This window comes from Pandoraea sp. XJJ-1, assembly GCF_026802345.1.
Lineage (GTDB): Bacteria > Pseudomonadota > Gammaproteobacteria > Burkholderiales > Burkholderiaceae > Pandoraea > Pandoraea cepalis.
In genome coordinates, this window is the sequence record NZ_CP113827.1 from 4,360,809 (window position 1) to 4,384,705 (window position 23,897).

General features: G+C 63.4%; 22 protein-coding genes, 2 tRNA genes and 1 pseudogene. 13 read left to right on the forward strand and 12 right to left on the reverse strand.

Annotation, left to right across the window (positions count from 1 at the left end; all coding sequences use genetic code 11):
* Nucleotides 1–89 precede the first annotated feature (89 nt).
* Nucleotides 90–1,001, forward strand: a complete 912-nt coding sequence (gene kdgD / locus OYT13_RS20055) for a 5-dehydro-4-deoxyglucarate dehydratase (protein WP_017232956.1) — start codon at nt 90–92, stop codon at nt 999–1,001.
* Between the two features lie 11 nt (nt 1,002–1,012).
* Nucleotides 1,013–2,587, forward strand: a complete 1,575-nt coding sequence (locus OYT13_RS20060) for an aldehyde dehydrogenase (NADP(+)) (protein ID WP_268566864.1) — start codon at nt 1,013–1,015, stop codon at nt 2,585–2,587.
* A 102-nt stretch (nt 2,588–2,689) separates the two neighbouring features.
* Here the strand turns inward: OYT13_RS20060 and OYT13_RS20065 are convergent, their stop codons facing one another.
* From OYT13_RS20065 to OYT13_RS20095, 7 genes are all read right to left on the reverse strand, one after another.
* Nucleotides 2,690–3,679, reverse strand: coding sequence for an anti-sigma factor (locus OYT13_RS20065; protein ID WP_261939780.1), 990 nt, complete (start codon nt 3,677–3,679; stop codon nt 2,690–2,692).
* Complete coding sequence (locus OYT13_RS20070; RefSeq protein ID WP_017232543.1) at nt 3,679–4,242, reverse strand: RNA polymerase sigma factor; 564 nt, start codon at nt 4,240–4,242, stop codon at nt 3,679–3,681. Before OYT13_RS20070 ends, OYT13_RS20065 begins: the two co-directional genes overlap by 1 nt.
* 176 nt (nt 4,243–4,418) lie before the next feature.
* Complete coding sequence (locus OYT13_RS20075) at nt 4,419–4,811, reverse strand: COG4315 family predicted lipoprotein (RefSeq protein WP_017232542.1); 393 nt, start codon at nt 4,809–4,811, stop codon at nt 4,419–4,421.
* A 217-nt stretch (nt 4,812–5,028) separates the two neighbouring features.
* On the reverse strand, nt 5,029–5,871 hold the full coding sequence (locus tag OYT13_RS20080) for an ABC transporter permease (protein WP_232424539.1): 843 nt from the start codon (nt 5,869–5,871) through the stop codon (nt 5,029–5,031).
* 110 nt (nt 5,872–5,981) lie between these two features.
* Nucleotides 5,982–6,866, reverse strand: a complete 885-nt coding sequence (locus OYT13_RS20085; protein ID WP_150562559.1) for an ABC transporter permease — start codon at nt 6,864–6,866, stop codon at nt 5,982–5,984.
* Nucleotides 6,863–7,945 (reverse strand): ABC transporter ATP-binding protein, encoded by a 1,083-nt coding sequence (locus OYT13_RS20090; protein ID WP_017232539.1) that lies wholly within the window; start codon nt 7,943–7,945, stop codon nt 6,863–6,865. The genes OYT13_RS20085 and OYT13_RS20090 overlap by 4 nt, the downstream gene beginning before the upstream one ends.
* A gap of 21 nt (nt 7,946–7,966) precedes the next feature.
* The gene (locus OYT13_RS20095) at nt 7,967–9,142 is read right to left on the reverse strand and encodes an ABC transporter substrate-binding protein (RefSeq protein ID WP_017232538.1); all 1,176 of its coding nucleotides are present in this window, start codon (nt 9,140–9,142) and stop codon (nt 7,967–7,969) included.
* A gap of 311 nt (nt 9,143–9,453) precedes the next feature.
* Between OYT13_RS20095 and OYT13_RS20100 the strand changes: the two genes are divergently transcribed.
* The 3 genes from OYT13_RS20100 to OYT13_RS20110 all read left to right on the forward strand — a co-directional run bounded on the left by OYT13_RS20100 (nt 9,454) and on the right by OYT13_RS20110 (nt 12,963).
* Nucleotides 9,454–10,737 (forward strand): glucarate dehydratase family protein, encoded by a 1,284-nt coding sequence (locus tag OYT13_RS20100; protein ID WP_268566865.1) that lies wholly within the window; start codon nt 9,454–9,456, stop codon nt 10,735–10,737.
* 81 nt (nt 10,738–10,818) lie between these two features.
* Entirely contained in the window at nt 10,819–11,979 is a 1,161-nt protein-coding gene (locus OYT13_RS20105) for a porin (RefSeq protein ID WP_017232536.1), read from the forward strand.
* Nucleotides 11,980–12,216: 237 nt separating this feature from the next.
* The gene (locus OYT13_RS20110; protein WP_017232535.1) at nt 12,217–12,963 is read left to right on the forward strand and encodes a FadR/GntR family transcriptional regulator; all 747 of its coding nucleotides are present in this window, start codon (nt 12,217–12,219) and stop codon (nt 12,961–12,963) included.
* A gap of 90 nt (nt 12,964–13,053) precedes the next feature.
* Here OYT13_RS20110 and OYT13_RS20115 read toward each other — a convergent pair whose 3' ends face one another.
* Together OYT13_RS20115 and OYT13_RS20120 are read right to left on the reverse strand one after the other, a co-directional pair.
* The gene (locus OYT13_RS20115) at nt 13,054–13,698 is read right to left on the reverse strand and encodes a trimeric intracellular cation channel family protein (protein ID WP_017232534.1); all 645 of its coding nucleotides are present in this window, start codon (nt 13,696–13,698) and stop codon (nt 13,054–13,056) included.
* On the reverse strand, nt 13,695–14,963 hold the full coding sequence (locus OYT13_RS20120; protein ID WP_268566866.1) for a M20 family metallopeptidase: 1,269 nt from the start codon (nt 14,961–14,963) through the stop codon (nt 13,695–13,697). Before OYT13_RS20120 ends, OYT13_RS20115 begins: the two co-directional genes overlap by 4 nt.
* A 316-nt stretch (nt 14,964–15,279) precedes the next feature.
* Between OYT13_RS20120 and OYT13_RS20125 the strand changes: the two genes are divergently transcribed.
* Nucleotides 15,280–16,485 carry an MFS transporter gene (locus OYT13_RS20125; RefSeq protein ID WP_268566867.1) on the forward strand — a complete coding sequence of 402 codons (1,206 nt, stop codon included), beginning with the start codon at nt 15,280–15,282 and terminating at the stop codon, nt 16,483–16,485.
* An 89-nt stretch (nt 16,486–16,574) separates the two neighbouring features.
* Nucleotides 16,575–16,931: pseudogene (locus tag OYT13_RS20130) on the forward strand (LysR substrate-binding domain-containing protein); the annotation flags it as partial.
* A gap of 96 nt (nt 16,932–17,027) precedes the next feature.
* On the opposite strand, the gene OYT13_RS20135 reads toward OYT13_RS20130, so the two are convergent.
* On the reverse strand, nt 17,028–17,993 hold the full coding sequence (locus OYT13_RS20135) for a GlxA family transcriptional regulator (protein WP_026131697.1): 966 nt from the start codon (nt 17,991–17,993) through the stop codon (nt 17,028–17,030).
* A 273-nt stretch (nt 17,994–18,266) separates the two neighbouring features.
* Here OYT13_RS20135 and OYT13_RS20140 point away from each other — a divergent pair, with 273 nt between their 5' ends.
* Genes OYT13_RS20140 through OYT13_RS20155 form a run of 4 tightly spaced genes read left to right on the forward strand, consistent with a single transcriptional unit; the run spans nt 18,267 to nt 21,418 of the window.
* Nucleotides 18,267–18,926, forward strand: coding sequence for an HD domain-containing protein (locus OYT13_RS20140; RefSeq protein ID WP_261939777.1), 660 nt, complete (start codon nt 18,267–18,269; stop codon nt 18,924–18,926).
* 38 nt (nt 18,927–18,964) lie between these two features.
* A complete protein-coding gene (locus OYT13_RS20145) occupies nt 18,965–19,660 on the forward strand; it encodes an alpha/beta fold hydrolase (RefSeq protein ID WP_268566868.1) in 696 nt (231 codons plus the stop codon).
* Nucleotides 19,661–19,712: 52 nt separating this feature from the next.
* Nucleotides 19,713–20,615, forward strand: coding sequence for an alpha/beta fold hydrolase (locus OYT13_RS20150; protein WP_017232526.1), 903 nt, complete (start codon nt 19,713–19,715; stop codon nt 20,613–20,615).
* A gap of 41 nt (nt 20,616–20,656) precedes the next feature.
* Nucleotides 20,657–21,418 (forward strand): MBL fold metallo-hydrolase, encoded by a 762-nt coding sequence (locus OYT13_RS20155; RefSeq protein WP_017232525.1) that lies wholly within the window; start codon nt 20,657–20,659, stop codon nt 21,416–21,418.
* A 268-nt stretch (nt 21,419–21,686) separates the two neighbouring features.
* On the opposite strand, the gene OYT13_RS20160 is transcribed toward OYT13_RS20155, so the two are convergent.
* Nucleotides 21,687–21,760: transfer RNA gene (locus tag OYT13_RS20160), tRNA-Cys, on the reverse strand.
* Nucleotides 21,761–21,873: 113 nt separating this feature from the next.
* Nucleotides 21,874–21,949, reverse strand: a tRNA-Gly gene (locus tag OYT13_RS20165).
* A gap of 841 nt (nt 21,950–22,790) precedes the next feature.
* Here OYT13_RS20165 and OYT13_RS20170 point away from each other — a divergent pair.
* The gene (locus tag OYT13_RS20170) at nt 22,791–23,546 is read left to right on the forward strand and encodes a hypothetical protein (protein ID WP_033999134.1); all 756 of its coding nucleotides are present in this window, start codon (nt 22,791–22,793) and stop codon (nt 23,544–23,546) included.
* Between the two features lie 118 nt (nt 23,547–23,664).
* The gene (locus tag OYT13_RS20175; protein ID WP_024890131.1) at nt 23,665–23,877 is read left to right on the forward strand and encodes an AlpA family transcriptional regulator; all 213 of its coding nucleotides are present in this window, start codon (nt 23,665–23,667) and stop codon (nt 23,875–23,877) included.
* The last annotated feature ends 20 nt before the right edge of the window (nt 23,878–23,897 follow it).

Below are 23,897 nucleotides of genomic sequence, written 5' to 3' on the forward strand. Positions count from 1 at the left end.
TACGATGACATATAACTCAGCGCCGCGCGCTGGTTGAGCTTCTTTCTTCCTTATCGAAACCGGCCCCGTGGCCGACAGGAACTCTTGACATGACCGCACCTCAAGAACTCAAGCAGATCGTCTCCGACGGCTTGTTGTCTTTCCCCGTCACCGACTTCGACGCGAACGGCGACTTCAATGCGCGTGGTTACGCGGCCCGACTTGAGTGGCTGGCGCCGTTCGGTGCGACGGCGCTCTTCGCGGCGGGCGGCACGGGCGAATTCTTCTCGCTTACCCCGCGCGATTACAGCGCCGTGATCAAGACGGCCGTCGACACCTGCGCAGGCAAGGTGCCGATTCTGGCAGGCGCCGGCGGCCCGACGCGTCTGGCTATCGAATACGCTCAGGAAGCCGAGCGTCTTGGCGCCAAGGGCGTGCTGCTCATGCCCCACTACCTGACCGAAGCGAGCCTGGACGGGATCGCCGCTCACGTCGAACAGGTCTGCCGTTCGGTCAACATCGGCGTGATCGTCTACAACCGCGCCAATTCGAAGCTCGGCGCCGACCAACTCGAGCGTCTCGCCGAGACGTGCCCGAACCTGATCGGCTTCAAGGACGGCGTGGGCGACATCGAGCGCATGGTGCAGATCCGTCGCCGCATGGGCGACCGCTTCTCCTATCTGGGTGGGCTGCCGACGGCCGAAGTCTATGCCGCCGCCTACCGCGCGCTGGGCGTGCCGGTGTACTCGTCGGCGGTCTTCAACTTCATTCCGAAGACGGCCATGGCGTTCTATCACGCCGTGTGCGAGAACGACGAGGCCACGATCGGCCGCCTGCTCGACACGTTCTTCCTGCCGTACCTGGAAATCCGCAACCGCCGCGCGGGCTACGCCGTGAGTATCGTCAAGGCGGGCGCGAAGCTCGTCGGTCGCGATGCCGGCCCGGTGCGCGCGCCGCTGACCGACCTGCTGCCGAACGAACTCGAGATGCTCGACGCGCTGATCAAGAAGGTTGAAGGCTAAGGAGCCCACGCATGCAAATTACCGGTGAGATGTTGATCGGCCACGCCGACGTGCGGGGCAGCGCGGGAACGCTCGAAGCGTTCGACCCGTCGCGCGGCGAGCGGCTGACGCCCGCGTTCGGCGCGGGCAACGCGCAAGACGTCGAACGCGCTTGCGCGCTGGCTCGCGCCGCGTTCGACCCGTTCCGCGCGTTGCCGCTCGCCAAGCGTGCCGAGTTCCTGGAGGCCGTCGCCCAGGCCATTCTCGATCTGGGCGACGCGCTCATCGAGCGAGCGCATGCGGAGACCGGATTGCCTGCCGCCCGCCTGCAAGGCGAGCGTGGGCGCACCGTTGGCCAACTGCGCATGTTCGCCCGCGTGGTGCGTGACGGCCACTTCCTCGACGCCACCGTCGACCCGGCGCAGCCGGCGCGCGAGCCGCTGCCGCGCAGCGACTTGCGTCTGGCCAAGATCGGTCTCGGTCCCGTGGCCGTGTTCGGCGCGAGCAACTTCCCGCTGGCGTTTTCGGTGGCGGGCGGCGACACGGCATCGGCGTTTGCCGCGGGTTGCCCGGTGATCGTCAAGGCACATTCGGCGCACCTGGGAACGTCGGAACTCGTGGCCCGCGCCATCCGCTCAGCGGTGCAGGCACTTGGCCTGCCGGAAGGGGTGTTCTCGCTGCTCGTGGGCGAACGCGCCGTGGGCGAGGCGCTCGTTGCGCATCCGGCGATTGCCGCCGTGGGCTTTACCGGTTCGCGCACCGGCGGCCTCGCGCTCCAGCGCATTGCGCAGTCGCGTGCCGTACCGATTCCGGTCTATGCCGAAATGAGCAGTATCAATCCAGTGTATTTGCTGCCTGAGGCGCTGAACGCGCGCGGCGAAGCGATCGCCAAGGGGTTCGTCGACTCGCTCACGATGGGCGTCGGTCAGTTCTGCACCAACCCGGGGATGGTGCTGGGCATCGCGGGCGACGCGCTCGAGCGCTTCTGCCGCACGGCTACTGAAGCGCTCGGTGCGAAAGCCGCCGGCACGATGCTGACGCAGGGCATTCATCAGGCGTACGACAAGGGTGTGACGCGACTGGTCGACGAACCGAACGTGACGCTGCTCGCGCGCGGTCAGGCGGGGGGGGCATGCCAGGGCCAAGCGGCTCTCTTCCGCACGAGCGCCGCCGAATTCCTCGCTACGCCGGCACTGCATGAGGAAGTCTTCGGCCCGGCATCGGTCGTGATTGCCTGCGATACCGTCGAAGAGATGATCGCGATCACCGAGCGTCTGGAAGGACAGCTCACGGCGACGCTGCAACTCGACGCCGGCGATACCGAGGCGGCGCGCCGCTTGCTGCCGAGTCTGGAGCGTCGCGCCGGACGCATTCTCGCCAACGGCTTCCCGACCGGCGTCGAGGTGTGTCATGCGATGGTCCACGGCGGTCCGTTCCCGGCGACGTCGAACGCCATGTTCACGTCGGTGGGCGCCACGGCCATCGATCGGTTCCTGCGTCCGGTCTGCTATCAGGATCTGCCCGACACGCTGTTGCCCGAAGCCCTGCAGGAAGCCAATCCGCTCGGCCTGTGGCGACTTCGCGACGGTGAGATGTCGCAGGCATGACACGCAGGCTCAACGCGTAGCGAACGACATTGCCGCAACGACAAACGCCCTCGGATTTCGATCCGAGGGTGTTTTGTCTTGGATACAGGGCAGCGGTCGCGGCTACGACGCCACATCCCCTCGCGCAAGCGCCGGCGGCGTCACCAGACCATACAGTCGCGTGACCTGTCCCTGCGCCAGCCCCTTCGCCACCGCCTTCAGATTGATCGAACCCGGCGCACCGATCAGCGCGTAGCCGATCTGTCCCTTGCGCCACGTCACCACGCCCATCCGGTCGATCTTCTGCTCCGCCACGTCCTGATCCGGACGCGGGTCGCGCACCACGCACAGGGCGACGGGGTCGCCCGTCTCCGGCAGGTACACCATCTGCACCAGCGTTCGATCCTGCCAGCGCAGGCGTTGCACGCCCTTGAACGTCAGCCCCTGTGCGCGCAGGTCGGGAACGCTGATATCGAGATTGTCGTCGTGCCGAATATCGCTGACGGTGCGCGCAATGTCGCCATCGTCCACCCGTACGGACGCGATCGTGTCGCGCACATAGAGCTGCTGGTATTCGGCGGCCGCGCGCACCCACGTCGTGCCTTGCGGCGACTTCGGCGGCGCCGTTACCGAGGCCGTCATGAGTCCTCCGTGCCCCGCGCCCAGGCGGTTCAGCGCACCCGGCAACCAGGGCAAGGTGATGGCGGTGACGGCTACGCCAGCGGCAAATGCGGCGAGCAGCCACCCCGCGCGCACGCGGCGTGCGGCGGGCGCATCGTTCGCCGCGGGCGGACCAAGGGATGCATTGACGGATACGGACGCGACGGGCGACGCCGAGCTCAACGGCTTCATGGCATCGGCACCGTCTTGCGGCGTCTGCCGCTGCGCATGCGCGCGCAGCAATGCATCGAGATGGGCGCTCAGGCTGGCAGGCACGGGCGGGATCACTTGTGCGGCGAACGTCTCCCGATACGGCAGGCGCGACGCGCGCAACGCCTCGACCGCGTCGGCCAATTCGGGCGACGCGCCGATGGCCGCTTCGACCTCGGCCCGCTCGGCAGCGGGGAGTGTGTCGTCGACGTACGCGAGCAGACGGATATCGTCTTCGTTCATCACGCATCCTCCTCACGTGCGCCAGCGTCAGGGCCGACGTTGTCGGCACGGCGGGGTTGCCCCCTGGATTGACGGAACTGGTCGCCGACGGTTCGGCGTGCGCGAGACAAGCGGCTCATGACCGTACCGATGGGCACGTCGAGCACCAGCGCGGCCTCCTGGTAGCTCAGCCCTTCGACAGCGACGAGCAGCACCACGAGCCGCTGGGCTTCGGGCAGACGATCGACGGCGCCGAACACCTGATGGTAACTGGCCAGGTCTTCGGGCGTGGACGCCTGAAGATCGGGAATCGCCTCGACGTCGGCATCGTCCCAGGCCAGGCTGCCGCGCGAGCGGACACGACGCGCACGGATCTCGTTGATCCACGTGGTGTGCACGATGCGGTACATCCAGCTCAACGCCGAGGTGCCCGGCTGCCACTGATGCACGCGCTCAAGCGCGTGCAGGCAGGCACGTTGCACGAGATCCTCGGCATCGTGGCGATCGCCTGTAATGCGCAGGGCGAACGCCCAGAGGCGCGGCAGCAAGCCAGGGAGCAAGCTGGGCAAATCCTGACCGGTCATCGGCAAATGTCCTGGCGGAGGGTGCCTGGCGTCAAGCCAGTCCGAAGCAGCGCCGGCGACGACCGCCGACGCTTGCCGCGAAATTATACTGAGCCGCCGCGACTTTGCACTACGCCGCGTGGCCGGCCAGACCGCCAACACCCTTGACTCCCTGTCGGATCTGCGTGCGCTCCCGCTCAGGGCTTGACCACGTGCCACACGTCCTTGAAGCCGTTGCCCTTCATGTCGCCCTGGGCGGTGTCCTTCGAGAAGCGATACATCGGCTTGCCCTTGTAAGCCCATTGCATCGTGCCGTCGTCGCGCGTCACGACGGTGTAATCGCCCTCGGCCTTCGCTCCCGGCGCGGCCATCACGGGCGGCCACGCATCGGCGCACGGGCCGTTACAGGTGCTCTTGCCGCTGCCGGCCACATCTTTGTCGAACGTGTAGACGGTACGGTTCTGGCTATCGACCATCATGCCGCCCATCGCCTTGAGCGGGGCTTCGGCATGGGCAGCGGCAGCGGCGAACAGGCCGGCGGCCGCCACGAGTGCGGTGAGAACGGAGGACATCGATTGACGTTGGTTCATGACATTGGCTCCTGAATGAAATGTCGGGGACGACACTCTCAGAACGCCCGGTCGCGACGCTTTATTCCGTCCGATGTCAGCGATTTTTTTGCTGCGCTGCAATGCAGCGCGGAGCGAAGGAGAGAACAGCGGGGGACGGCAATGCCATGGCAGCGGAAGCGGCAAGTGCCGCACATCCCCCGGACCCTCCCAAGGCGACGGCGGCACTCCCAACGACCTACTCGCCCTTCGGCGCTTCCTTGACGCGGCTCACGAGCTGCGTCGGACTCACGAATTGCAGCGCGATGAGCACCCACAACAGCGTGATCGCCATATAGATCATGGCCATGGCGTCGATCGACTGCGGCGCCCGCACGCCGGTCGAGAACACCGCGTAGTACAGCGCGACGACGAGCGTCTGCGTGTCGGGACCCGCCGTGAAGAACGTCAGCTCGAACATGCCGATGGTGCGTACGAGCACCAGCAACCCGGCCGCGAGAATCCCCGGCACCAGCAGCGGCAGCAAGACGTAGCGGAAATACTTCAGCGTGTTGGCCCCGAAGATGCGCGCGGCGGCTTCGAGATTCGGATCGATCTGCTCGATGAACGGCGTCATCACGAGAATCACAAACGGCAGCGACGGCACGAGGTTCGCGAGAATCACCCCCGCGAGCGTGCCCCCCAGCCCGACCTTGTAGAGCACCGTCGCCATCGGAATGCCGTAGGTGACCGGCGGCACCATCAACGGCAGCAGGAACACCAGCATCGCGAGCTTCTTGCCGGGGAACTGCGCACGCGCCAGCGCATACGCCGCAGGCACGCCCAGCGCAATCGACAGCAGCACGACCGCACCCACGACCTCCATGGTGACCCACAGCACATCGGCAAGCTGGAAATCGCGCCATGCCTGTGCGTACCAATGCAGCGTGAAGCCTTGCGGCAGCGGCGTGCCGAACCAGCGGGTGGCCAGCGAGTTCATCGTGACGGTGGCGATCATCAACCCCACGTTCACGAGGAAGAAGATCATCGCGCCCCACACCAGCACACGCCACAGACGCGAGCCCGGTCCTTCACGGCGCATCTTGCGTCGGGTCGTGGGGGCAGCCGCCAGCGAACTCACGGGCGAAGGCGTGGTCATGAAATCTCCGTTTTGCGCGGCCAGGGTTCCGGCCAAATGCTTGTTGGTGGCGCTCATCCCTTGCCTCCCGTGGTCGGACCGCTATAGAAGGCCCGGCGCGCGCCGAGCATCCCTGCCACGATCAGCAACTGCACGAAGCCCATCACGATCGCCACGCACGACGCCAGCGAGTAGTCGTAGCTCTCGAACGCGGCTTCATACGCTGCGATCGACACCACGCGTGTGGCCCCGGCCGGCACTCCGAGCAGCACCGCCGACGGGAACACCGAGAACGCCTGCACGAACGACAGGCACGCCGCCATCGTCAATCCCGGCACCAGCAGCGGCAAATAGATCAGCCGGAACTGTTGCCACGGCCCGGCGCCAAGCGTGCCGGCCGCACGCGCGAGCGTCGGATCGATACCCGTTACGTACGACAGAATCAGCAGGAACGCGAACGGGAAACCGGAAATCACCAGCGAGATCAGCACGCCCCAATAGTTGTGCGTCAGGCGGACTTCGTCGCTGTAGAGATGCAGCGCATGCAATGCCTGCGGGAACCAGCCGTTCGGTCCATAGTACGTCAGCATGCCGTCGGCGATCAGCACCGTGCCGAGCGTGACGGGCACAACGAGCAGCATCGTCACGAACTTCGACGCGCGCGTGCTCTTGCGCAGCGCGAACGCCGCCGGAATCGACGCGCCGACGTTGATCAACGTGGCCGGCACGGCGAGCTTGAGCGTGATGAGCACCGTCGGCCACAGCGTCGGGTCGGTGAAGAACTTCACGTAGTTCGCGAAGACGCCGCCCTCCATCGGCTGGAAGGACAGGAACAGGCCGTAGGCGAACGGGTACACGAACATCGCGAGCAGGCACACGAGCGCCGGGGCCACGAGCCAGCCACGGCCGTCGAAGCGCGCGGCCGGCGTGAGCGACGGGGAGGACGCGGCGGCACTCATGCGCGCTCTCCGGCGTAGACGAGCGTGCGCTCGACCGGCACGCAAAGTGGCACGCGCTCACCCACGGCATAGTCGCCGGGCAGGCGCGCATACAACGGACCAAAGGGCGACGCCACCCGCAACAACGAATCTCGGCCACCGTATTCGACGGTCTCCACGACCGTATCGAATGCGTTGTCATTGGCGGCCTGTGCACGCTCGAAATCGTCGGGACGAATCGCCACGCTGACCTTGCCCTCGCTGCCGGGCGACTCCATGAGCACGCCGTCGAACGACGCACCACCGCTCGACACACGGGCGCGATCGCCCTGCGCCGACGTGATCGACACGTCGAACACGTTGCGATAGCCCATGAAGCGCGCCACATGCAGATTGCGCGGACGGCAATAAACATCGCGCGGCACGCCGATCTGCTGCACGACGCCTTCCTTCATCACCACGATGCGGTCGGCCATCGAGAGCGCTTCGTCCTGATCGTGCGTCACGTAGATCGTAGCGCGGTCGAGTTCGCCGTGAATGCGGCGAATCTCGGCGCGCATCTCGATGCGCAACTTCGCATCGAGGTTCGAGAGCGGCTCGTCCATCAGCACGACGGGCGGCTCGATCACGATGGCGCGAGCAATGGCCACGCGCTGCTGCTGCCCGCCCGAGAGCTGGCCCGGCAGCTTGCGCTCGTGCCCCACGAGCTGCACGAGTTGCAAGGCCGCACGGGCCCGCTTCTCGATCTCCGCACGCGGCATGCCGCGCATGCGCAGGCCGAAGCCCACGTTATCGAGCACGCTCATGTGCGGAAACAGCGCGTAGTTCTGAAAGACCATGCCGAAGCCGCGCTTCTCGCTTGGCAGCACGTCAATGCGCTCGTCGTCTAGCCAGATGGCGCCGCCGGTCAGCGGCGTCAGTCCGGCAATACAGTTGAGCGCGGTGGATTTACCGCATCCCGACGGCCCCAGCAGCGCGATGAATTCGCCGCGCTCGATGGTCAGGTCCAGGCCGTTCAAGGCGGCCACGGACTGACCTTCCGCGTTGGTGAAAGCGCGCGCGACGTTGTCGAGGCGCAGGTGTTGAAAGTTGTGCTTCATGGACGACTCCGATCACTCCGGTCACTTCGATTTGCGCGCGCCGATCTCGGCATCCCATTTCTGGAATGCGGCGACCATTGCGGTCGCATCGAGCGGCACGGCATGCGGGAAGTCGGCGATGAGCTTCGCGTATTCCGCACGGCCATACTTCGCAATCACTTCCTGGCTCTTCGCCGGCGCGGCGGACAGCGGCACATCCTTCACGGCGGGGCCCGGGTAGAAGTAGCCGTCGTCGTAGGCGAGCGCCTGTTGCGCAGGCTCGAGCATGAAGTTGATCAGCTTGAGAATGACTTCCATCTTCTCTTTGGCAACGCCCTTGGGCACGACGATGTAATGCGCATCATTGACCCACGTGAACTTGTCGAAGGCCTGCACCTTGAAACTTGCCGGCACGATGCCCAAGGCACGCGGGTTGATGTCCCAACCCGTCATGGTCACGGTCATGTCGCGACTGCCCTCACCCAGTTCCTTCATCACCGCCGACGTGCCGCCCGGGTAATAGGGAATGCACGAGTCGAGTTCCTTCAGGAACGCCCACGTCTTGTCCCAGCCCTTGATCGGATCGTGCGGGTCCTTGTCGCCCAGCAGATACGGCAACCCCATGAGGAATGCGCGGCCCGGGCCCGAGTTGGCCGGACGTGCATAAATCAGCTTTCCCGGATTGGCCTTGCACCACGAGAGCAGCTCGGCGGCTGTCTTCGGCGGATGACTGACCTTGGCCGGGTTGTATTCAATGAGCGGTCCTCCCGGGCTATACGTCACGGTAATACCGTAGCCCTTTGAGAGTTCCTGCATCGCGCGCACGTTAGGCGAGTACTTGTCGAGTACGCCCGGCAGCTTTGCGCTGTCATCAGGCAGCAGACGCTGCCAGAGGTTTTGCTGAATACCGGCGGCAAGCGCATCGGTACCCGTGAGCACGATGTCGATGTCGGAACGACCCGCCGCTTGCATGGCCTTGATCTTGCCCGGCAGTTGTGGAGCGGGCGCGTTGGTAAACGTGATCTTGGAAACAAGATCCGGGTACTTGTCGCGGAAGGCCTCGAAGCCCTTCTGCGTGAGGGCGAGGTTACCCGCCACGTCGACAATGTTCAGCGCGACCGGCGCAGCGGTTGCGGTACTCGCGATGCTTCCCAATACGGTCGCACATGCCAGTGCGCCAAGCGTGCGTTGCCAGAATCCTCTGCGGCTGAAGGTCATGCTGTCTCCTCTTCGTGTTGAATTTCTCGTAAGTCATCATATGACTTGAAAGGTGAATTTGCAATCAGGAGACACGTCGGAACATCTCAGAGATTTCCCTAAGAGATTCCTATTCGATTGATTATTTGTCGAAATTCCGGGGATTTTAGTGGGATCTTTCGATACACATCAGGGATTTCACCGATAGAGAGACGTCCCGTCCGTCACCTAAATTACGGCCAGTCATACGATGACGTAAAAGTAGTCCACAAAACGCAATTTGCGTTTCCGTCCCTTGCCCTGCTCCCCCTGGAGCCGGAGGATGAGTCGCTGTGAAAATTCGCCGCATCACGATCACCCCCATCGCTTTTCGCGACCCACCGTTGCTTAACGCGGCCGGCATTCACGAGCCGTATGCGCTGCGTTCGATCATCGAGATCGAGACCGATAACGGTCACGTGGGCCTCGGCGAAACGTACGGCGACGCGCCAGTGCTGGCGTTGCTTGACAGCACCCGAGCGCACCTGATCGGCATGGATCCGTTCGACACCAACGGCTTGCGCGCGCGCGTCGCGGCGGTAGTGCGTCAGGGCGTGCGCGGTGAGCGCGTGGAATACGAACTCGCGCCGGGCACCGATCCGCGCAAAGACGCCGAGAAGATCTACGCCGCGTTCGAGGTGCCTTTCCTCGATCTGCAGGCGCGTCATCTGGGTATTCCGCTGGTCGAACTGCTCGGCGGCGCAGTCCGTCCCGAGGTGCCTTACAGCGCGTATCTGTTCTTCAAGTACGCGCAGCACATCGACATGCCGGCGACCGGTTATCCGCTCGACCCTTGGGGGGAAACGCTCAACGCCGAACAACTCGTTGCCCAGGCGCGCACGATGATCGACGCCCACGGCTTCGGCAGCATCAAGCTCAAGGCCGGGGTGCTCGAACCGTCGGAAGAGGTGAAGTGCATCAAGGCGCTCAAGCGCGCCTTTCCGGACAAGCCGTTGCGCATCGATCCGAACGGCAACTGGTCGCTCGCCACTGCGATCGCAATGGGCCGCGAACTCGCCGGCGATCTCGAGTACTACGAAGATCCGACGCCCACACTGGAAGGCATGGCGGAACTGCATCGCGCCACGGGCATGCCGCTCGCCACGAACATGGTCGTGACCGACCTGCGGCAGTTCCGCGAGAACGTGCGACTGAATGGTGCGCAGATCATCCTTTCCGACCATCACTACTGGGGCGGATTGCGCGACACCCAACTGCTCGCGCGCATGTGCGAGACGTTCGATCTCGGACTGTCGATGCATTCCAACTCCCACCTCGGCATCAGCTTGATGGCCATGACGCATCTGGCCGCCAGCGTGCCGCGCCTGTCGTACGCCTGCGATACGCATTACCCGTGGCAAGCGCCGGACGAGGAAGTCGTGCGCGGCGGCAAGATCGCCATTCGCAATGGCGCAGTCGCCGTGACGCAGGCCCCTGGGCTGGGTCTCGAGATCGATCAGGACCAGTTGGCCAAGTTGCACGAGCAGTTTCTGCGTTGCGGCGTGCGCACTCGCAACGACGCCATCCAGATGCGCAAATACCAACCCGACTGGAGCGGCCGGGCACCCCGTTTTTAGTCCCCCGTGAGCATGCAACAACGTTTCAAGCGAAGTCCAAGAAAACACACCACAAAAGGAGAAGTCGTGAGACATTCGAAATTGTTTGCCGGGCTTGTATTGGCCGGGCTCGCCGCTGGCGCCGTCCCGGCGTTTGCGCAGTCGAGCGTAACGCTGTATGGCATCGTCGACGATGCCATGACGTACAGCAGCAACCAGAACGGCAAGTCGAACACCTATCTGCGCAGCGGCAATCTGGCGGGGAGTCGCTGGGGCCTGCGCGGCACCGAGGATCTGGGCGGTGGCACCAAGGCCTTGTTTCAGTTGGAAAACGGTTTCGACCTCAACAATGGCACACTCGGCGCGTCCGGTTCGATGTTCAATCGTCAAGCCTTCGTCGGCCTGAAGAACGATCGGCTCGGCACGGTGACCATCGGCCGTCAGTACACGCCGTACTACCTGATGGTCGGCACCATCGGCCCGACGACCTACGTGACGGGCGCGACCGGCGCACACCCGGGCGATATCGACGGTCTCGACACCACCATCCGCATCAACAACTCGGTGACCTACACGTCGCCGGTGATGTGGGGCGTGACGGCCAGCCTGCAATATGGCTTTGGCGGACAGGCCGGTGCGTTCAGCAAGGGCAACACTTACTCCGGCGCGCTGCGCTACGACGGTGGCCCGCTCTCGCTGGCCGCCGGCTACCTGCGCCTGAACAACGTGGGCGGCAGCGGGGCGACGTGGAATGGTGCGTCGACCGGCACGCCGGGCACGTCCTCCCTCAACCAGGGCTATGTCACCGCCGATGTGCTGCAACACATCGCCGTGGCCGGTATTTACACGATCGGCAGCGTGACGCTGGGCGCGACTTACAGCAACGTGCAGTACAAGCCGGGCGCGGCGTCGCTCTTCCATGACACCGCCATCTTCAACACCGCGGGCGTGCATGCGTCGTGGGTCGTGTCGCCGCAGTGGCGTCTGGCGGCGGCGTACAGCTACACGGCGGCCTCGAAGGCGAACGGCATCACCGATGCCGCCACCTATCATCAGGTCTCGCTTGCGCAAGTGTATTCGCTCTCGAAGCGCACCTCGCTGTACGCGCTCGAAGCCTGGCAGCACGCCAACGGCAAGTCGCTCTCGGCCAATGCGGCAAGCATCATCAATGCCGGCCCGGCGGTGGGCGACTCGCAGAACAGCACGCCGTCGGCGACGAGTTCGCAGGTCGTCGGCATGCTGGGGATCCGCGTCGATTTCTGACGCGGGTTCGTCCGTAGGAAAGCTGTCCGGGCTGGCGCCGTGCGCGTGCCGGCCCAGGCAGTCATGAGTGGTCGCGAGAAGTCGCACGAGGTGGTACTTTCGGCCGCCAATGCCTGATACCGATTAGGGGGTGGCGTTGGCGGTCGATTCTTATCGGTTGTCGTATGTATGCGACCGGCGATAAGGTAAACTGGGGGCGTTCTGTCGTCACCCAACATTCCAACCAACGCCATGTCCATGACCAGCCCGTTGCCCGCACGTCCTCGCCGCAAGTCTCGCAGCCTCACGGAAGAGGTGGTGAGCGCGTTGTCCGAGCAGATCCGCAGCGGGACGTTCCGCCCGGGCGACAAGCTGCCGACCGAGTCGGCCATCATGGAAAGCCTGGGCGTGAGCCGCACCGTGGTCCGCGAAGCGATCTCGCGACTGCAAGCCGCGCAACTGGTGGAAACGCGCCACGGCATCGGCACCTTCGTGCTCGAAGCGCCGCGCGAGAATTCATTGCAGGTCGACACCAACCGCATCCTCACAATGCTCGACGTGATGGCGATCCTGGAGCTGCGTATTTCGCTGGAAACGGAAGCGGCCGGGCTGGCGGCGAATCGCCGTACCGACACACAGCTCAAGCTGATGCGTCAGGCGCTGGACGACTTCGAGATGCACGTGCGCCAACGCACGGGCAATGCGGTGACGGCCGACGTCGCGTTCCATCTGCAAGTGGCCAACGCTACCGGCAACCGCTATTTCCACGACATTCTCGAGCAGCTCGGCAACACGATCATTCCACGTACGCGCGTGAATTCCGCCGAGCTCGCCGACGACGACCAGGTGTCGTATCTCAATCGCGTGAATCGCGAGCACGAAGACATCTATAACGCCATTGCGCGACACGATCCGGAAGCGGCGCGCGCGGCCATGCGCACGCACCTCACCAACAGCCGCGAGCGTCTGCGTCGCGCGCAGGAATCGGCCGGTCCGCAAGCGTAATGCCGCAGCCCGGCACGCGAGCACAGCGCCTTTGACAGTCGACGTTTGACGGCCGGTTGTGTTCCGCGGTCCTGCCTGCCGGAAGCCCCACTACTTTCCGTCGGGGCCGTCGATCACGCGCGGCTTGCCGAATACCGGCAGCCCCCAGCCGAAACGAAGTGACGCGAGACGCAGCGCGACGCAGGCAAACGTGGCAAACCACGGCGTCCACCAGTCCGTCCATCCCGCATAGAAGAAACCGACTTGCACGCCCGCGCCGACAAGCGCCGCCGAGGCATAAATTTCCCGGTCCAGAATGGATGGCACGCGCGATAGCAGCACGTCGCGCATGACGCCGCCACCGACCGCGCTCACGATCCCCAGCAGAATCGCCAGTTCGGCGCTGTGTGTGAAGGCCAGTGCCTTCTGCGCGCCCGAGACCGCAAACAGGCCGAGCCCGATCGCGTCGAAGAAGAGCACTGGCTGGTGCATCCGGCGAACCGGCGCGTAGGCGGCAATTACCACGACGGATGCCAGCAACGACACCGCTAGATAGCGCCAGTTCGAGAGTCCGGTGGGCGGAATCGCGCCGATACAGACATCGCGGATGATACCGCCGCCGCAAGCCACCATGAACGACACTGCCGCAATGCCGAAGAGATCGAGTCGCCGTTGACGCGCCGCGACCGCGCCGCTGAGCGCGAAGGCGAAGGTACCGATCAGGTCGAGAACGAGATAGACCGTGTGGGAATTCATGCCGCTGCGTCGTGTTGGGCGAGCCACACGCCGGCGGCGCACAGCATGGCCTCCAACCCGGTGCGCAGCGTTGGCTCGATCACTGGTGCGAATTTCGGCGAATGATTGCTCGGAATCTCGTTGATCCGCTTCGCCGCCACGGCGCGCCGGAACACCTCGGGATCGGTGCCGCCGACGAACCAGAAGGCATAGGGCACGTTCCATTCACGGCCGAACACGCTGAAGTCCTCGCTGGCCGCCGCGGGCTGCGTTTCATAAACGCGCTCGCCGAAATGGGCTTCGAAGGCGGCAAGCAGGCGCGCGTGGGTCGCGGCATCGTTGACCGTAAGCGGATAGCTCGACAGCGTTGTGAACTCCGGATCGCGCGGGGCGTTCGAGGCGGCGCACTCCGCACAGCAGATACGACGGATCGCACCGAGCATGTACTCGCGCACGTCTTCGTCGAATGTGCGCACATTGAGCTTGAGCGTGGCGTCGTCGGGGATGATGTTTTCTTTCGTTCCCGCCTGCAGGGCCCCGACGGTCAACACCGCACTGTCGCGTGGCGAAATTTCGCGCGACACGATCGTCTGCAGGCGCAGCGTCGTGGACGCCGCCATGATGACCGGATCGATCGACGTCTGGGGCTGCGACCCATGCGAGCCACGGCCGAACAGCTTGACCTTGAGACTGTCGCCGGCGGAGAGAATCGTGCCGCTTCGATAGCCCACCGTGCCCGCCGCGCCGACCATCACGTGCTGGCCGAGAATCACGTCGGGCTTCGGAAAGCGCTGCGTCATCCCATCGTCCATCATGCTGCGCGCGCCGCGGGCGACTTCTTCTCCGGGCTGGAAAACGGCCATCAGGGTGCCGTGCCAGGCGTCGCGATGTTCGGCCATCAGTCGCGCGACGCCCATCAGCCAGGTCACGTGCATATCGTGACCGCACGAGTGTGCGACACCGACCTCGACGCCGTCTTCATCCTTCGCGCTCACCGTGCTGGCATAGGGCAGTCCGGTGGCTTCGGCCATCGGCAGCGCGTCCATGTCGGCACGCAGCATCACCGTCGGCCCGGCGCCGTTGCGAAGCACGGCCACCACTCCGGTCACGCCCACGTTGCGCGCGACTTCATAGCCGAGCTTCTCGACGTAGTCCGCCACGATCCGTGCGGTGCGGACTTCCTGCATCGACAGTTCCGGATGCTGGTGAAGGTCCTTGTAGATCGCCTCGAGTTCCGGCAGTAGGCCGTCGATCGCGCCCGTCATCGTTTCGATCAGTGTCGACATGGTTGCCTTCCTTGATTGCCGGCGTTCGCCAGCGCAGCCGGCGGGCTCGCAAGCCGATGTTCGGTTTCGGCTTCGAGTGCGGATTTTCATTGTAGAGAAGAGTTCGGGCGCTTTCCAGCCGGCACGCTCGGACACGTCGTTCCGCGGTTGCCCCCTGGCAGGGCGACGACGCACAGCAGCAGTCGCTCCGGCGGCAGGGCAATCCCAACAATAGTAATAGCCGAAAACGTGCCTGCCAGCTAACCTGCAGGTGGTTTACCCTGTGGGAGGCAGGTCCAGCCCCCCACTCGATTCCGCCGCCCCTCGGAAATGTTCGATGTCAGCCAACCCGCGAACGAAGGTACTGCAACAGATCCCACGAAGCGTGTGGATACTCGGTTTCGTCAGTCTGTTCATGGACATTTCATCCGAGATCATCCACAGCCTCCTGCCGATGTTTCTGATGGCAAGTCTCGGCGCGAGCGCGACGACGATCGGCCTGATCGAAGGGATCGCCGAAGCCACGGCCCCAATCGTGAAAGTGTTTTCCGGAACGCTCAGCGATTATTTGCGTAATCGCAAGTGGCTTGCGGTCTTGGGATACGGTCTCGGTGCGATCAGCAAACCGTTGTTCGCCATCGCGCCCACGATCGGGGTTGTCGTGACCGCGCGCGTGCTCGATCGTGTTGGCAAGGGCGTACGCGGTGCCCCACGCGACGCGCTGGTGGCCGACGTTACGCCACCCCACCTGCGCGGCGCGGCGTTCGGCTTGCGACAGGCACTGGACACGGTGGGCGCGTTCCTGGGACCGTTGCTGGCGGTTCTCATCATGCTCGCAGGATCGGACAACTTTCGGCTGGCCTTCTGGCTGGCCATGATCCCCGGCGTGATCGCCGTGGCGCTGCTCACGCTGGGCATTGAAGAACCCGCTCACGACCGCGGGGCCAAGCGGGTCAACCCGATTCGCTGGGAGAACGCAAAACGCCTCGGACGCGACTATTGGTGGGTCGTCGGCGTGGGGGGCGTATTTGCGCTGGCGCGATTCAGCGAAGCATTCCTGGTGCTGCGGGCCATGGACAGCGGCGTGCCTGTCGCATGGGTGCCGCTGGTGATGGTGGCAATGAACGCCGTCTATGCGCTGTCGGCCTATCCCTTCGGAAAGCTCGCCGACCAGATGAGCCACACCCGATTGCTCATCGCGGGCCTTGTGATGTTGTTCGCGTCCGACATCGTGCTCGCGCACGGCAACCATTGGACGGTACTGCTCGTCGGTGTCGCCCTTTGGGGATTGCATATGGGCATGACCCAGGGGCTGCTTGCCACGATGGTCGCCCAGACGGCGCCGGCCCAATTGCGGGGGACGGCCTTTGGTGTTTTCAACCTGGTGAGCGGCATCGTCACGCTCGGGTCGAGCGTCATTGCCGGCATGCTGTGGGATCGGGTCGGCGCCATGGCGACGTTTTACGCAGGCGCCATTTTTTGCGTGCTGACAGTGCTGATGCTGTTGTCACGACGCGCCACCGCACGCCCCTCCATCGGTTGACGCAATGGCGGAGGGGCAAAGCGACGTTGCTGGCCGATGCCGGTCGGTCCGCACCGCCCGCCCGTCGCTTGCGCCCCCCCACGTAAGTTCATGCGACGCGCATCCTGGCCGAGATCCGAGAGATGGAGGATGCGGTATCGTCGAGCCGGTCAGTGCCGCGAGGCCTGTTGCGCGTCAACGCGCCCATGGGGTTCGGGCGCACCGTGATTGCGCCGCTCCTTTCCGAATTCGCCAAGCGGCACCCCCACGTGGAAGTGCAATTGGACGTGACGGATCGGCCGGTGGATCTCGTGGAGAGCGGGCGACTGCGCGCGGTACTCCCCGAACACGTTCCGCCGGATGCCGATTTGTTCGTCTACTACCCGAACAAACTGAATCAGTCGGCACGCGCACGCGCGTTCATTGATTTTCTCGTTGAACGCTTTGGTCACCACGCGCTCAGGTAGTCGCGCGCCTCGGCGCGGCGGCATGAGTGTTGCGCGAAACTGCCGGCGAGTGAGCCGTTCAACAACGAAGGGCCAACTTCACCGAGGCAAATTCTTCTACACGGTTTTGAAGCTTCCTCGATATTGCTGAGGCGTGACGTTGAGTCGCCGCTGAAACGCGCTGCGCATATGGTCGGGACTGGTAAAACCACAGTCGAAAGCGATGGTCTTGAGGGCCGCCTCGGTGGATTCCAGAAGTTTGCGAGCTTGATCCAGGCGAACCCCTTCCACGAATTCATGCGGGGTTACGCTCAGTTCACTCACGAAGAGCCGCGCAATACTACGCGGGCTTACACCGCCGATATCAGCGAGCCGCTCAACCGGGAACGCCTCGCGGATATGTTCCATTACGTAGGTTTGCACCCTGCCCAGCGGAGTTTCCGGGTCACGGGCCGAAATCAACAGGGGGCTGAACTGAGATTGGCCTCCCTGGCGCTGCGCGATAACAACGAGCGCCTTGGCGCATGCGAGAGAAAGCGCAGGTCCGTGATCTTCACCCACCAGAGAGAGGCTGAGGTCAATGCCGGCCGTCACGCCGGCGGAGGTCACCAAGCGATCGTCACGAGAATAGATCCGGTCATGCTCCACCCGCGCTGCAGGGAACTGCGTTGCGAGCTGCTCCGAACAAATCCAATGCGTCGTGACGGTTCGGTCATCGAGCAGTCCGGCATGGCCTAGCGCAAAAGCGCCCGTGCAAATCGAGCCATATCGCTGGGCCGCGACACCCCATCGCCTCAGCCATGCCGACAAGGCATCGTCGGGTGGACTTGCGGGAAGGTGCGGGCCGCCTGCCACCAGCACCGTGTCAAAAGCGCGGTCTGCCTGATCGAAGCTCAGATCAGCCATCATCCACATTCCGTTGGAACTGCGCAGGCGCTGTGTGTTGCTTGCCACCAGAACGCATTGGTAATGGTCCTGCTCCGGCAAGAAGCCATTGGCTGCCGTGAAGACATCAAGCGGGCCGGCTACGTCAAGCGCTTGAACGCCGTCGAAAATGACGATTGCAACTTCTCGCTTTGCCATCAGTACCCGTGCCCCCGCGCCAAGATTGATCCGTTTTTCGGACTCCCATTCGCCCGAAACGCCGCTGGCAGTTTATCACTCACGCTTGGCGGTTTTTCGCGGATCAATGCGATTGCTGCCACACCGGATTGTCGCGATGATGACTAGGTCGGCTGCGAGGTCCTAGTCGGGCGCCAGCCAAACCACGCATTCGATCCACGGCAATGGCCGTCAGCACCGTCGCTGGCGCATTCATCCGATACCCGCCAAGTTCGCTACCTACGGAGAACCATCTTGACCCACCATCATCATGCAACGCCGGCCATCAATGGCATTGCCATTCCCGACAGCGCCTTGGCCCGGGCGATCACCGAATTTGTGCGCGATACCGAGACCGAGCTGCTGTTCAACCATTCGAGCCGGGTCTATTTCTTCGGCGCCCTCGCCGGGCAGCAACGCGGACTGACCTTCAATCCGGAGCTGCTTTACGCGGCGACGATGTTCCACGATGTCGGTCTGATGCCGTCGCACAGCAGCGCCGACCTGCGCTTCGAAGTGGATGGGGCGAACGCCGCCCGCGACTTCCTGCAAAGCTACAAGCTCGACCCCGCCGACATTGAAAAGGTGTGGACCGGCATTGCGCTGCACACCACGCCGGGCGTACCCGAATTCATGCATCCGGTGATCGCCCTTACCACCGCAGGCGTTGAGATGGACGTGCTGGGCCTGACCTATGACCGCTATCCCTCAGACATCCGTGAGGCCGTGGTCGCCGCCTTTCCACGCACCCCCGCCTTCAAGGAAGACATCATCCAGGCCTTCTACGACGGCATCAAGCATAAGCCCGACACCACATTCGGCAACGTCAAGGCAGATGTGATCGCCGACAAGGCGCCGCACTTCCATCGCGGGAATTTCTGCGCCGTCATCCGCTGCTCACACTGGCACGGCTAAGCCTCTTCCCACAAACCATATATTCAAGGAGAAATGCGATGACTGCCTCTGTATCCAACTCGATCTCTAACGTAATCCTCGTTCACGGCGCCTGGGCTGATGGCTCCAGCTGGGCCAGGATCATCCCTCTGCTGGCCGCCAAGGGCATGGCCGTCACTGCTGTCCAGCTTCCGCTCACCAGTTTCGAGGCCGATGTCGCGGCGGTTGGGCGTGCCATCGCGCTGGCGCAGGGCGATGTGGTTCTGGTGGGTCACAGCTATGCGGGCGCGGTGATCGGGCAGGCAGGCAACGATCCCAAGGTCAAACGGCTCGTGTACATCGACGCCTTTGCGCCGGACGCGGGCGAATCAGCCGGCTCGCTCTTCGCCCAGTTCGAAGCCGCCCCGCTCAACGACGAAATCAGGCCCGACGCGCAAGGGTTCCTGTCGCTCACCGCCAAAGGCGTCGCCACCCTGTTCGCACAGGACCTCGACCCCGCCGAGCAGACAGTCGTCCATGCCACGCAAGGCCCGATCAACGGCGCGGCGCTCGGCGGCACGCTGACACAGGCCGCATGGCGCAGTCGTCCCACCTTCTACCTGATTGGCGAAGACGATCAGGCCATCCTGCGCGTGGATCAGGAACGCATGGCCGCGCGCATGAATGCAACGGTCAAGCGTGTTGCTTCCAGCCATGTGCCGATGTTGTCGCATCCCGTTGTCGTCGCTGACTTCATCCTTCAGGCCGCCGCCTGAGATCACCACAGCCGCAATATCCTCACTGCCAGCCTGTTTCAGGAGCCGTTTCATGAACACCCTTTCGGACACCGTCCAACTACATGTCGAGGATCTCGGGATAACCGCTCCGGTGCTCGTGTTCCTGCATTACTGGGGCGGGTCGTCGCGCACGTGGCGGCATGTCACCCAGCGCCTCAGGCCCGCTTTTCGCACCATCGCGCTCGATCAGCGCGGCTGGGGCCAGTCGGACAAACCATCCAGTGGTTATACGCTCGCGACGCTGGCCGACGATGCCCAACGGCTGATCGAAAGCCTCGGCCTCGACCATTACCTCTTGGTCGGGCATTCGATGGGTGGCAAAGTCGCGCAACTGCTGGCATCGCGCCACCCGGCAGGATTGGCGGGACTGGTGCTGGTAGCACCATCGCCGCCATCGCCGATGCGCGTGCCGCTTGCCGTCAGGCAAGACATGGTCAGCGCCTACGATAGCCGGGAAAGCATCCTGGCCACCGTCCGGCAGGTGCTGGCAGCCAGTCCGCTTCAGCCGGACGATCTGGAAACCGTCGTGCAGGACAGCCTGCGCGGAGCGCCCGCAGCCAAAGTGGCGTGGCCGCTGGCCGCCAGCCAGGAAGACATCAGCGCGCAAGCCGCACTGATTCGCGTTCCCACACTCGTCATTTCAGGCGAAAAAGATCAGGTCGATCCCCCTGCTGTGCTGCGGCAGGAGTTGATGACGCGCATACCGCACGCCACTTTGCATATTTTGTCGGGCATCGGCCATCTCTCGCCCCTGGAAGCACCGGGCGACCTGTCAGACCTGATCCGGGACTTTGCCACGCCGTTAGCAGCTGCAACGCCCGCACTGATCGAGCCTGCGGAAGCGCCTCCTGCCGAGCGCAACATGATCGCGGGCACCACGCAACGCTTCGCACCGCATCGCAGCGATGACGAAGACTTCGCCACGACACCATAGACCGCATGCCACCGTCTACTTGCCTATCCAAGGATTACGTCATGTTTCAGACCCAGATCATTACCATTCCGATCTTGCCTTTCGGTATGGTCAACGCCCATCTCATCCGCAGCGAGGCCGGTTGTGTACTCATTGACACCGGCATTCCCGGATCGGAGCTCAAGATCGGCAAGGTGCTCGCCGAACACGGCCTGACGTTTCGCGACATCAAGTTGATCGTTGTCACGCATGCGCATACCGATCACGCCGGCAGCGCGGCACGTGTGCGCGCATTGTCGGGCGCGCCCATTCTGGCGCATCAGAATGACGCGGATTTTTACAGCCGCAAGGAGCCGATGACCTATTGCACGACGAGCTGGGTCGGCAAGCTGTTTCTCAAGACGCCAGTTCCGCATGAACCATACGACGGCTTTGTCCCGGACATCATGATGAGCAACGGCCACACGGTGAACCTGCTCGACTTCGGGGTTGATGGCATCGTGCGGCATACGGGCGGCCATACGCCCGGCTCGATTGCCGTGGAGTTGTCGTCCCAGGACATGATGGTTGGCGACCTGATCGCCTCAGGCATCCTTATCGGTGGCGTGATTCGAAAGGGGCGAGCCATTCGACCGCCGTTTGAAGATGACCCCGCCACGGTGTCGCGTGAACTGATTCGGATGGTGCAGAGCGGCGGCAAGCGGTTCCACATGGGTCACGGTGGGCCTTTGGAGGTTCGCGAGGTGCTGCGCCATGCCCAAGCGCTTGCGAAGCTGGCGGGCAATCCGTGCGTGTCTGGCCAATGCAAACACGTGCATCACTAGCCCGTTCCAGCATCGGCAATGCGTGCTCGTCAAAAATGCGCTCACGCAAAACAGTTTCGGGACGGTCATGTCTTTCATCGATTTCCGATGCCTGGGATCGTTCTCAGAATATTAATGCGGCAATTCTCAACGGACCATGATGCTGACATGGGTGAGCCGCGCAACGCTATGAACGAGCGGCACTTGACAGCGCACCAGCATCTGCATGGACGCGCCGTATCAACGGCGGAAAAAGAAAAAGCCCTGACAAGTCAGGGCTTTTGAATTTTGGAGGCGGGAGTCGGAATCGAACCGGCGTACACGGCTTTGCAGGCCGCTGCATGACCACTCTGCCATCCCGCCATTGGGATATGCCGCATTGTAACCGCTCGGTGTTGCCATCGAGGGCGCCCTTCGGATCGATCGCCGCGGGCTTTTCGGCAAATAAAAAGGGAAGCCAGGCTTCCCTCTGGATTTGGAGCGGGAGACGAGTCTCGAACTCGCGACCTCAACCTTGGCAAGGTTGCGCTCTACCAACTGAGCTACTCCCGCATGACACCGAACACCAAGGATTGCTTCACTCAATGTCCAGTGTGAAAACTGGAGCGGGAAACGAGACTTGCACTAGGCACGTAAGTCGTTGTTTCCCGAACAGTTTCTTCGCCGAGGTGGTCAGCGAAGACCTAAATTGTAGCCTAGTTTTTCGCCCCCGCCAACAATATCGTCCAAAGAGTTCCACTGGCGTCCATAGACCCGCACTCAGCACACAAGACACGCGCTCGGCACATCGCCAGACGGGACGGACTCGGACTGGCCACCCACGCAGCGTTCTCTGGTCCCACATCCCCGCCGCGATGCCGACAAGACAGATGCTTCTGGTGTCGCGGCGCAGGTCGGATGCCGCCGTGTAGCGGCACGCACTGCGCATCGCTGCGCGACGCTTCATCCGCACAAGTCGCGTAGGAAGAACGCACACCGTAGCGGTGGCGCGTCGGCGCGCGATTCTTTATCGATATATCAGGATGCCGGGGCAAGCATGACAGGCAAGGGTTCTCCGCGACTGCCCGCACGTTGAACGACGATTGCCATCCCTCTCGCGCCTCGTGAAACCGTTGGCATATCAGGCCATACCGAGACGGTTTTGCAGGAGCCGTAACTTCTTACGACCCTGATAGCGTGAGCGTCACTGTCGAACCTGCGTACCGACGCTCGCACCTTCTAGCGATCGATAGATTTTTGCACATCGACCACACAACGGCTACCAGTAGCGCGAACTGGCGAGAAGTACTCAAGCGAGCCTCTGGACTCGCTTCCTGCACAGACCACAGGCCGACCATGAGGACGGCGGCAAAGGAGTCGGTCATGTAGTTCTTCTCCTGGAAGGAGACGGAGCATGCACGAGAACAAGAATGATGCGCCATCATCAAAGGTGTTCTACCGCCCGATCGAAGCGTCCATCCGCTGGGCCGGACTGCTGCGGTACGAGCAGGTGATCCTGGCCTCGATTTCGTCGCCAAGGAACCTGCCTCAGTCGCTGGATTGCCCACGCTGGGGCGAACTGCGGCTGTACACCGACCGCATCTACGACGGCATCCTCAATGGGGAACTGCCCTTCGGGCAGAACGGCATCACTTCACGCGATACCGCATTGATCGACGCCCCTGATCTGACGGTACGCCACGTCGATCTGAAGCGCTGGATGCGTCAGCACTACCCTGAGCAGCGCCCCGGTTTTCTCTTCTCCCGTAGCGAACGCATCGCCCATCCCTTCATCTCGCTGGAAACCGGGCAAGCCATGCTGGTCGAACGGCTCGCACTGAAATCCGCCCTGGAGCAATCCAAGCGCCAACTCCGCGACCTGCAGGAAAAGCACGACGGGCTGCTCAAGCAGTCCACGGCGGTCCCCGCATGCTCGCAGTGTCCGATCAGTGATCGGGCCGAGGCCACCTACTTGAACATCATTGGAGGCATGCTGGAACTGATGCTCGGCCAGTCGCCTTCGGGTAAGCCTTACTCCAGCTTCAAGACGCAGGAGGCCGTGGTCAGTGCCTTGGTCGCGCATCACCGCGGCGCCATGGGCATCGCAGAGCGAACCTTGAATGGCAAGTTCGCCACGGCCAGACGCCGCGTGCGTAGCGCGGCAGTCTGAAGTTTTCCAGCTTGTATGTGCAATCGCGGAGATTGCATTTGCAATGTCTTTCCGCAGCCAGGTCTATTGAATAGAGGTCACGCCAACAAACGCCACTGAGCGTTCAGGAGTGACCGACATGTCGCAAACACCTGCACTGCCACCGAACGAGCGCCGCATCCTACGCCTGGAAGAAGTCGAAGCGAAATCCGGCTTCAAGCGCGCCCACATTTACGCCCTGATGAGGAAGCGCCAGTTTCCGCAGGCGCTGCGCCTGGGCGTGCGCGCTGTGGGCTGGGACTCCATCGAGATCGATCAGTGGATCGCCGAGCGCGTCAACAACCGAGCCTGACCCGTTCTCCCGCGGACTTC

What these genes read in the sequence shown, in the direction of transcription:
- OYT13_RS20090 (WP_017232539.1), bottom strand. Translation starts at nt 7,945, where the DNA reads ATGAAGCACAACTTTCAACACCTGCGCCTCGACAACGTCGCGCGCGCT.
- OYT13_RS20170 (WP_033999134.1), top strand. Translation starts at nt 22,791, where the DNA reads ATGCACGAGAACAAGAATGATGCGCCATCATCAAAGGTGTTCTACCGC.
- OYT13_RS20145 (WP_268566868.1), top strand. Translation starts at nt 18,965, where the DNA reads ATGACTGCCTCTGTATCCAACTCGATCTCTAACGTAATCCTCGTTCAC.
- OYT13_RS20080 (WP_232424539.1), bottom strand. Translation starts at nt 5,871, where the DNA reads ATGCGCCGTGAAGGACCGGGCTCGCGTCTGTGGCGTGTGCTGGTGTGG.
- kdgD (WP_017232956.1), top strand. Translation starts at nt 90, where the DNA reads ATGACCGCACCTCAAGAACTCAAGCAGATCGTCTCCGACGGCTTGTTG.
- OYT13_RS20110 (WP_017232535.1), top strand. Translation starts at nt 12,217, where the DNA reads ATGACCAGCCCGTTGCCCGCACGTCCTCGCCGCAAGTCTCGCAGCCTC.
- OYT13_RS20155 (WP_017232525.1), top strand. Translation starts at nt 20,657, where the DNA reads ATGTTTCAGACCCAGATCATTACCATTCCGATCTTGCCTTTCGGTATG.
- OYT13_RS20095 (WP_017232538.1), bottom strand. Translation starts at nt 9,142, where the DNA reads ATGACCTTCAGCCGCAGAGGATTCTGGCAACGCACGCTTGGCGCACTG.
- OYT13_RS20150 (WP_017232526.1), top strand. Translation starts at nt 19,713, where the DNA reads ATGAACACCCTTTCGGACACCGTCCAACTACATGTCGAGGATCTCGGG.
- OYT13_RS20120 (WP_268566866.1), bottom strand. Translation starts at nt 14,963, where the DNA reads ATGTCGACACTGATCGAAACGATGACGGGCGCGATCGACGGCCTACTG.
- OYT13_RS20115 (WP_017232534.1), bottom strand. Translation starts at nt 13,698, where the DNA reads ATGAATTCCCACACGGTCTATCTCGTTCTCGACCTGATCGGTACCTTC.
- OYT13_RS20070 (WP_017232543.1), bottom strand. Translation starts at nt 4,242, where the DNA reads ATGACCGGTCAGGATTTGCCCAGCTTGCTCCCTGGCTTGCTGCCGCGC.
- OYT13_RS20075 (WP_017232542.1), bottom strand. Translation starts at nt 4,811, where the DNA reads ATGAACCAACGTCAATCGATGTCCTCCGTTCTCACCGCACTCGTGGCG.
- OYT13_RS20125 (WP_268566867.1), top strand. Translation starts at nt 15,280, where the DNA reads ATGTCAGCCAACCCGCGAACGAAGGTACTGCAACAGATCCCACGAAGC.
- OYT13_RS20085 (WP_150562559.1), bottom strand. Translation starts at nt 6,866, where the DNA reads ATGAGTGCCGCCGCGTCCTCCCCGTCGCTCACGCCGGCCGCGCGCTTC.
- OYT13_RS20065 (WP_261939780.1), bottom strand. Translation starts at nt 3,679, where the DNA reads ATGAACGAAGACGATATCCGTCTGCTCGCGTACGTCGACGACACACTC.
- OYT13_RS20135 (WP_026131697.1), bottom strand. Translation starts at nt 17,993, where the DNA reads ATGGCAAAGCGAGAAGTTGCAATCGTCATTTTCGACGGCGTTCAAGCG.
- OYT13_RS20175 (WP_024890131.1), top strand. Translation starts at nt 23,665, where the DNA reads ATGTCGCAAACACCTGCACTGCCACCGAACGAGCGCCGCATCCTACGC.
- OYT13_RS20060 (WP_268566864.1), top strand. Translation starts at nt 1,013, where the DNA reads ATGCAAATTACCGGTGAGATGTTGATCGGCCACGCCGACGTGCGGGGC.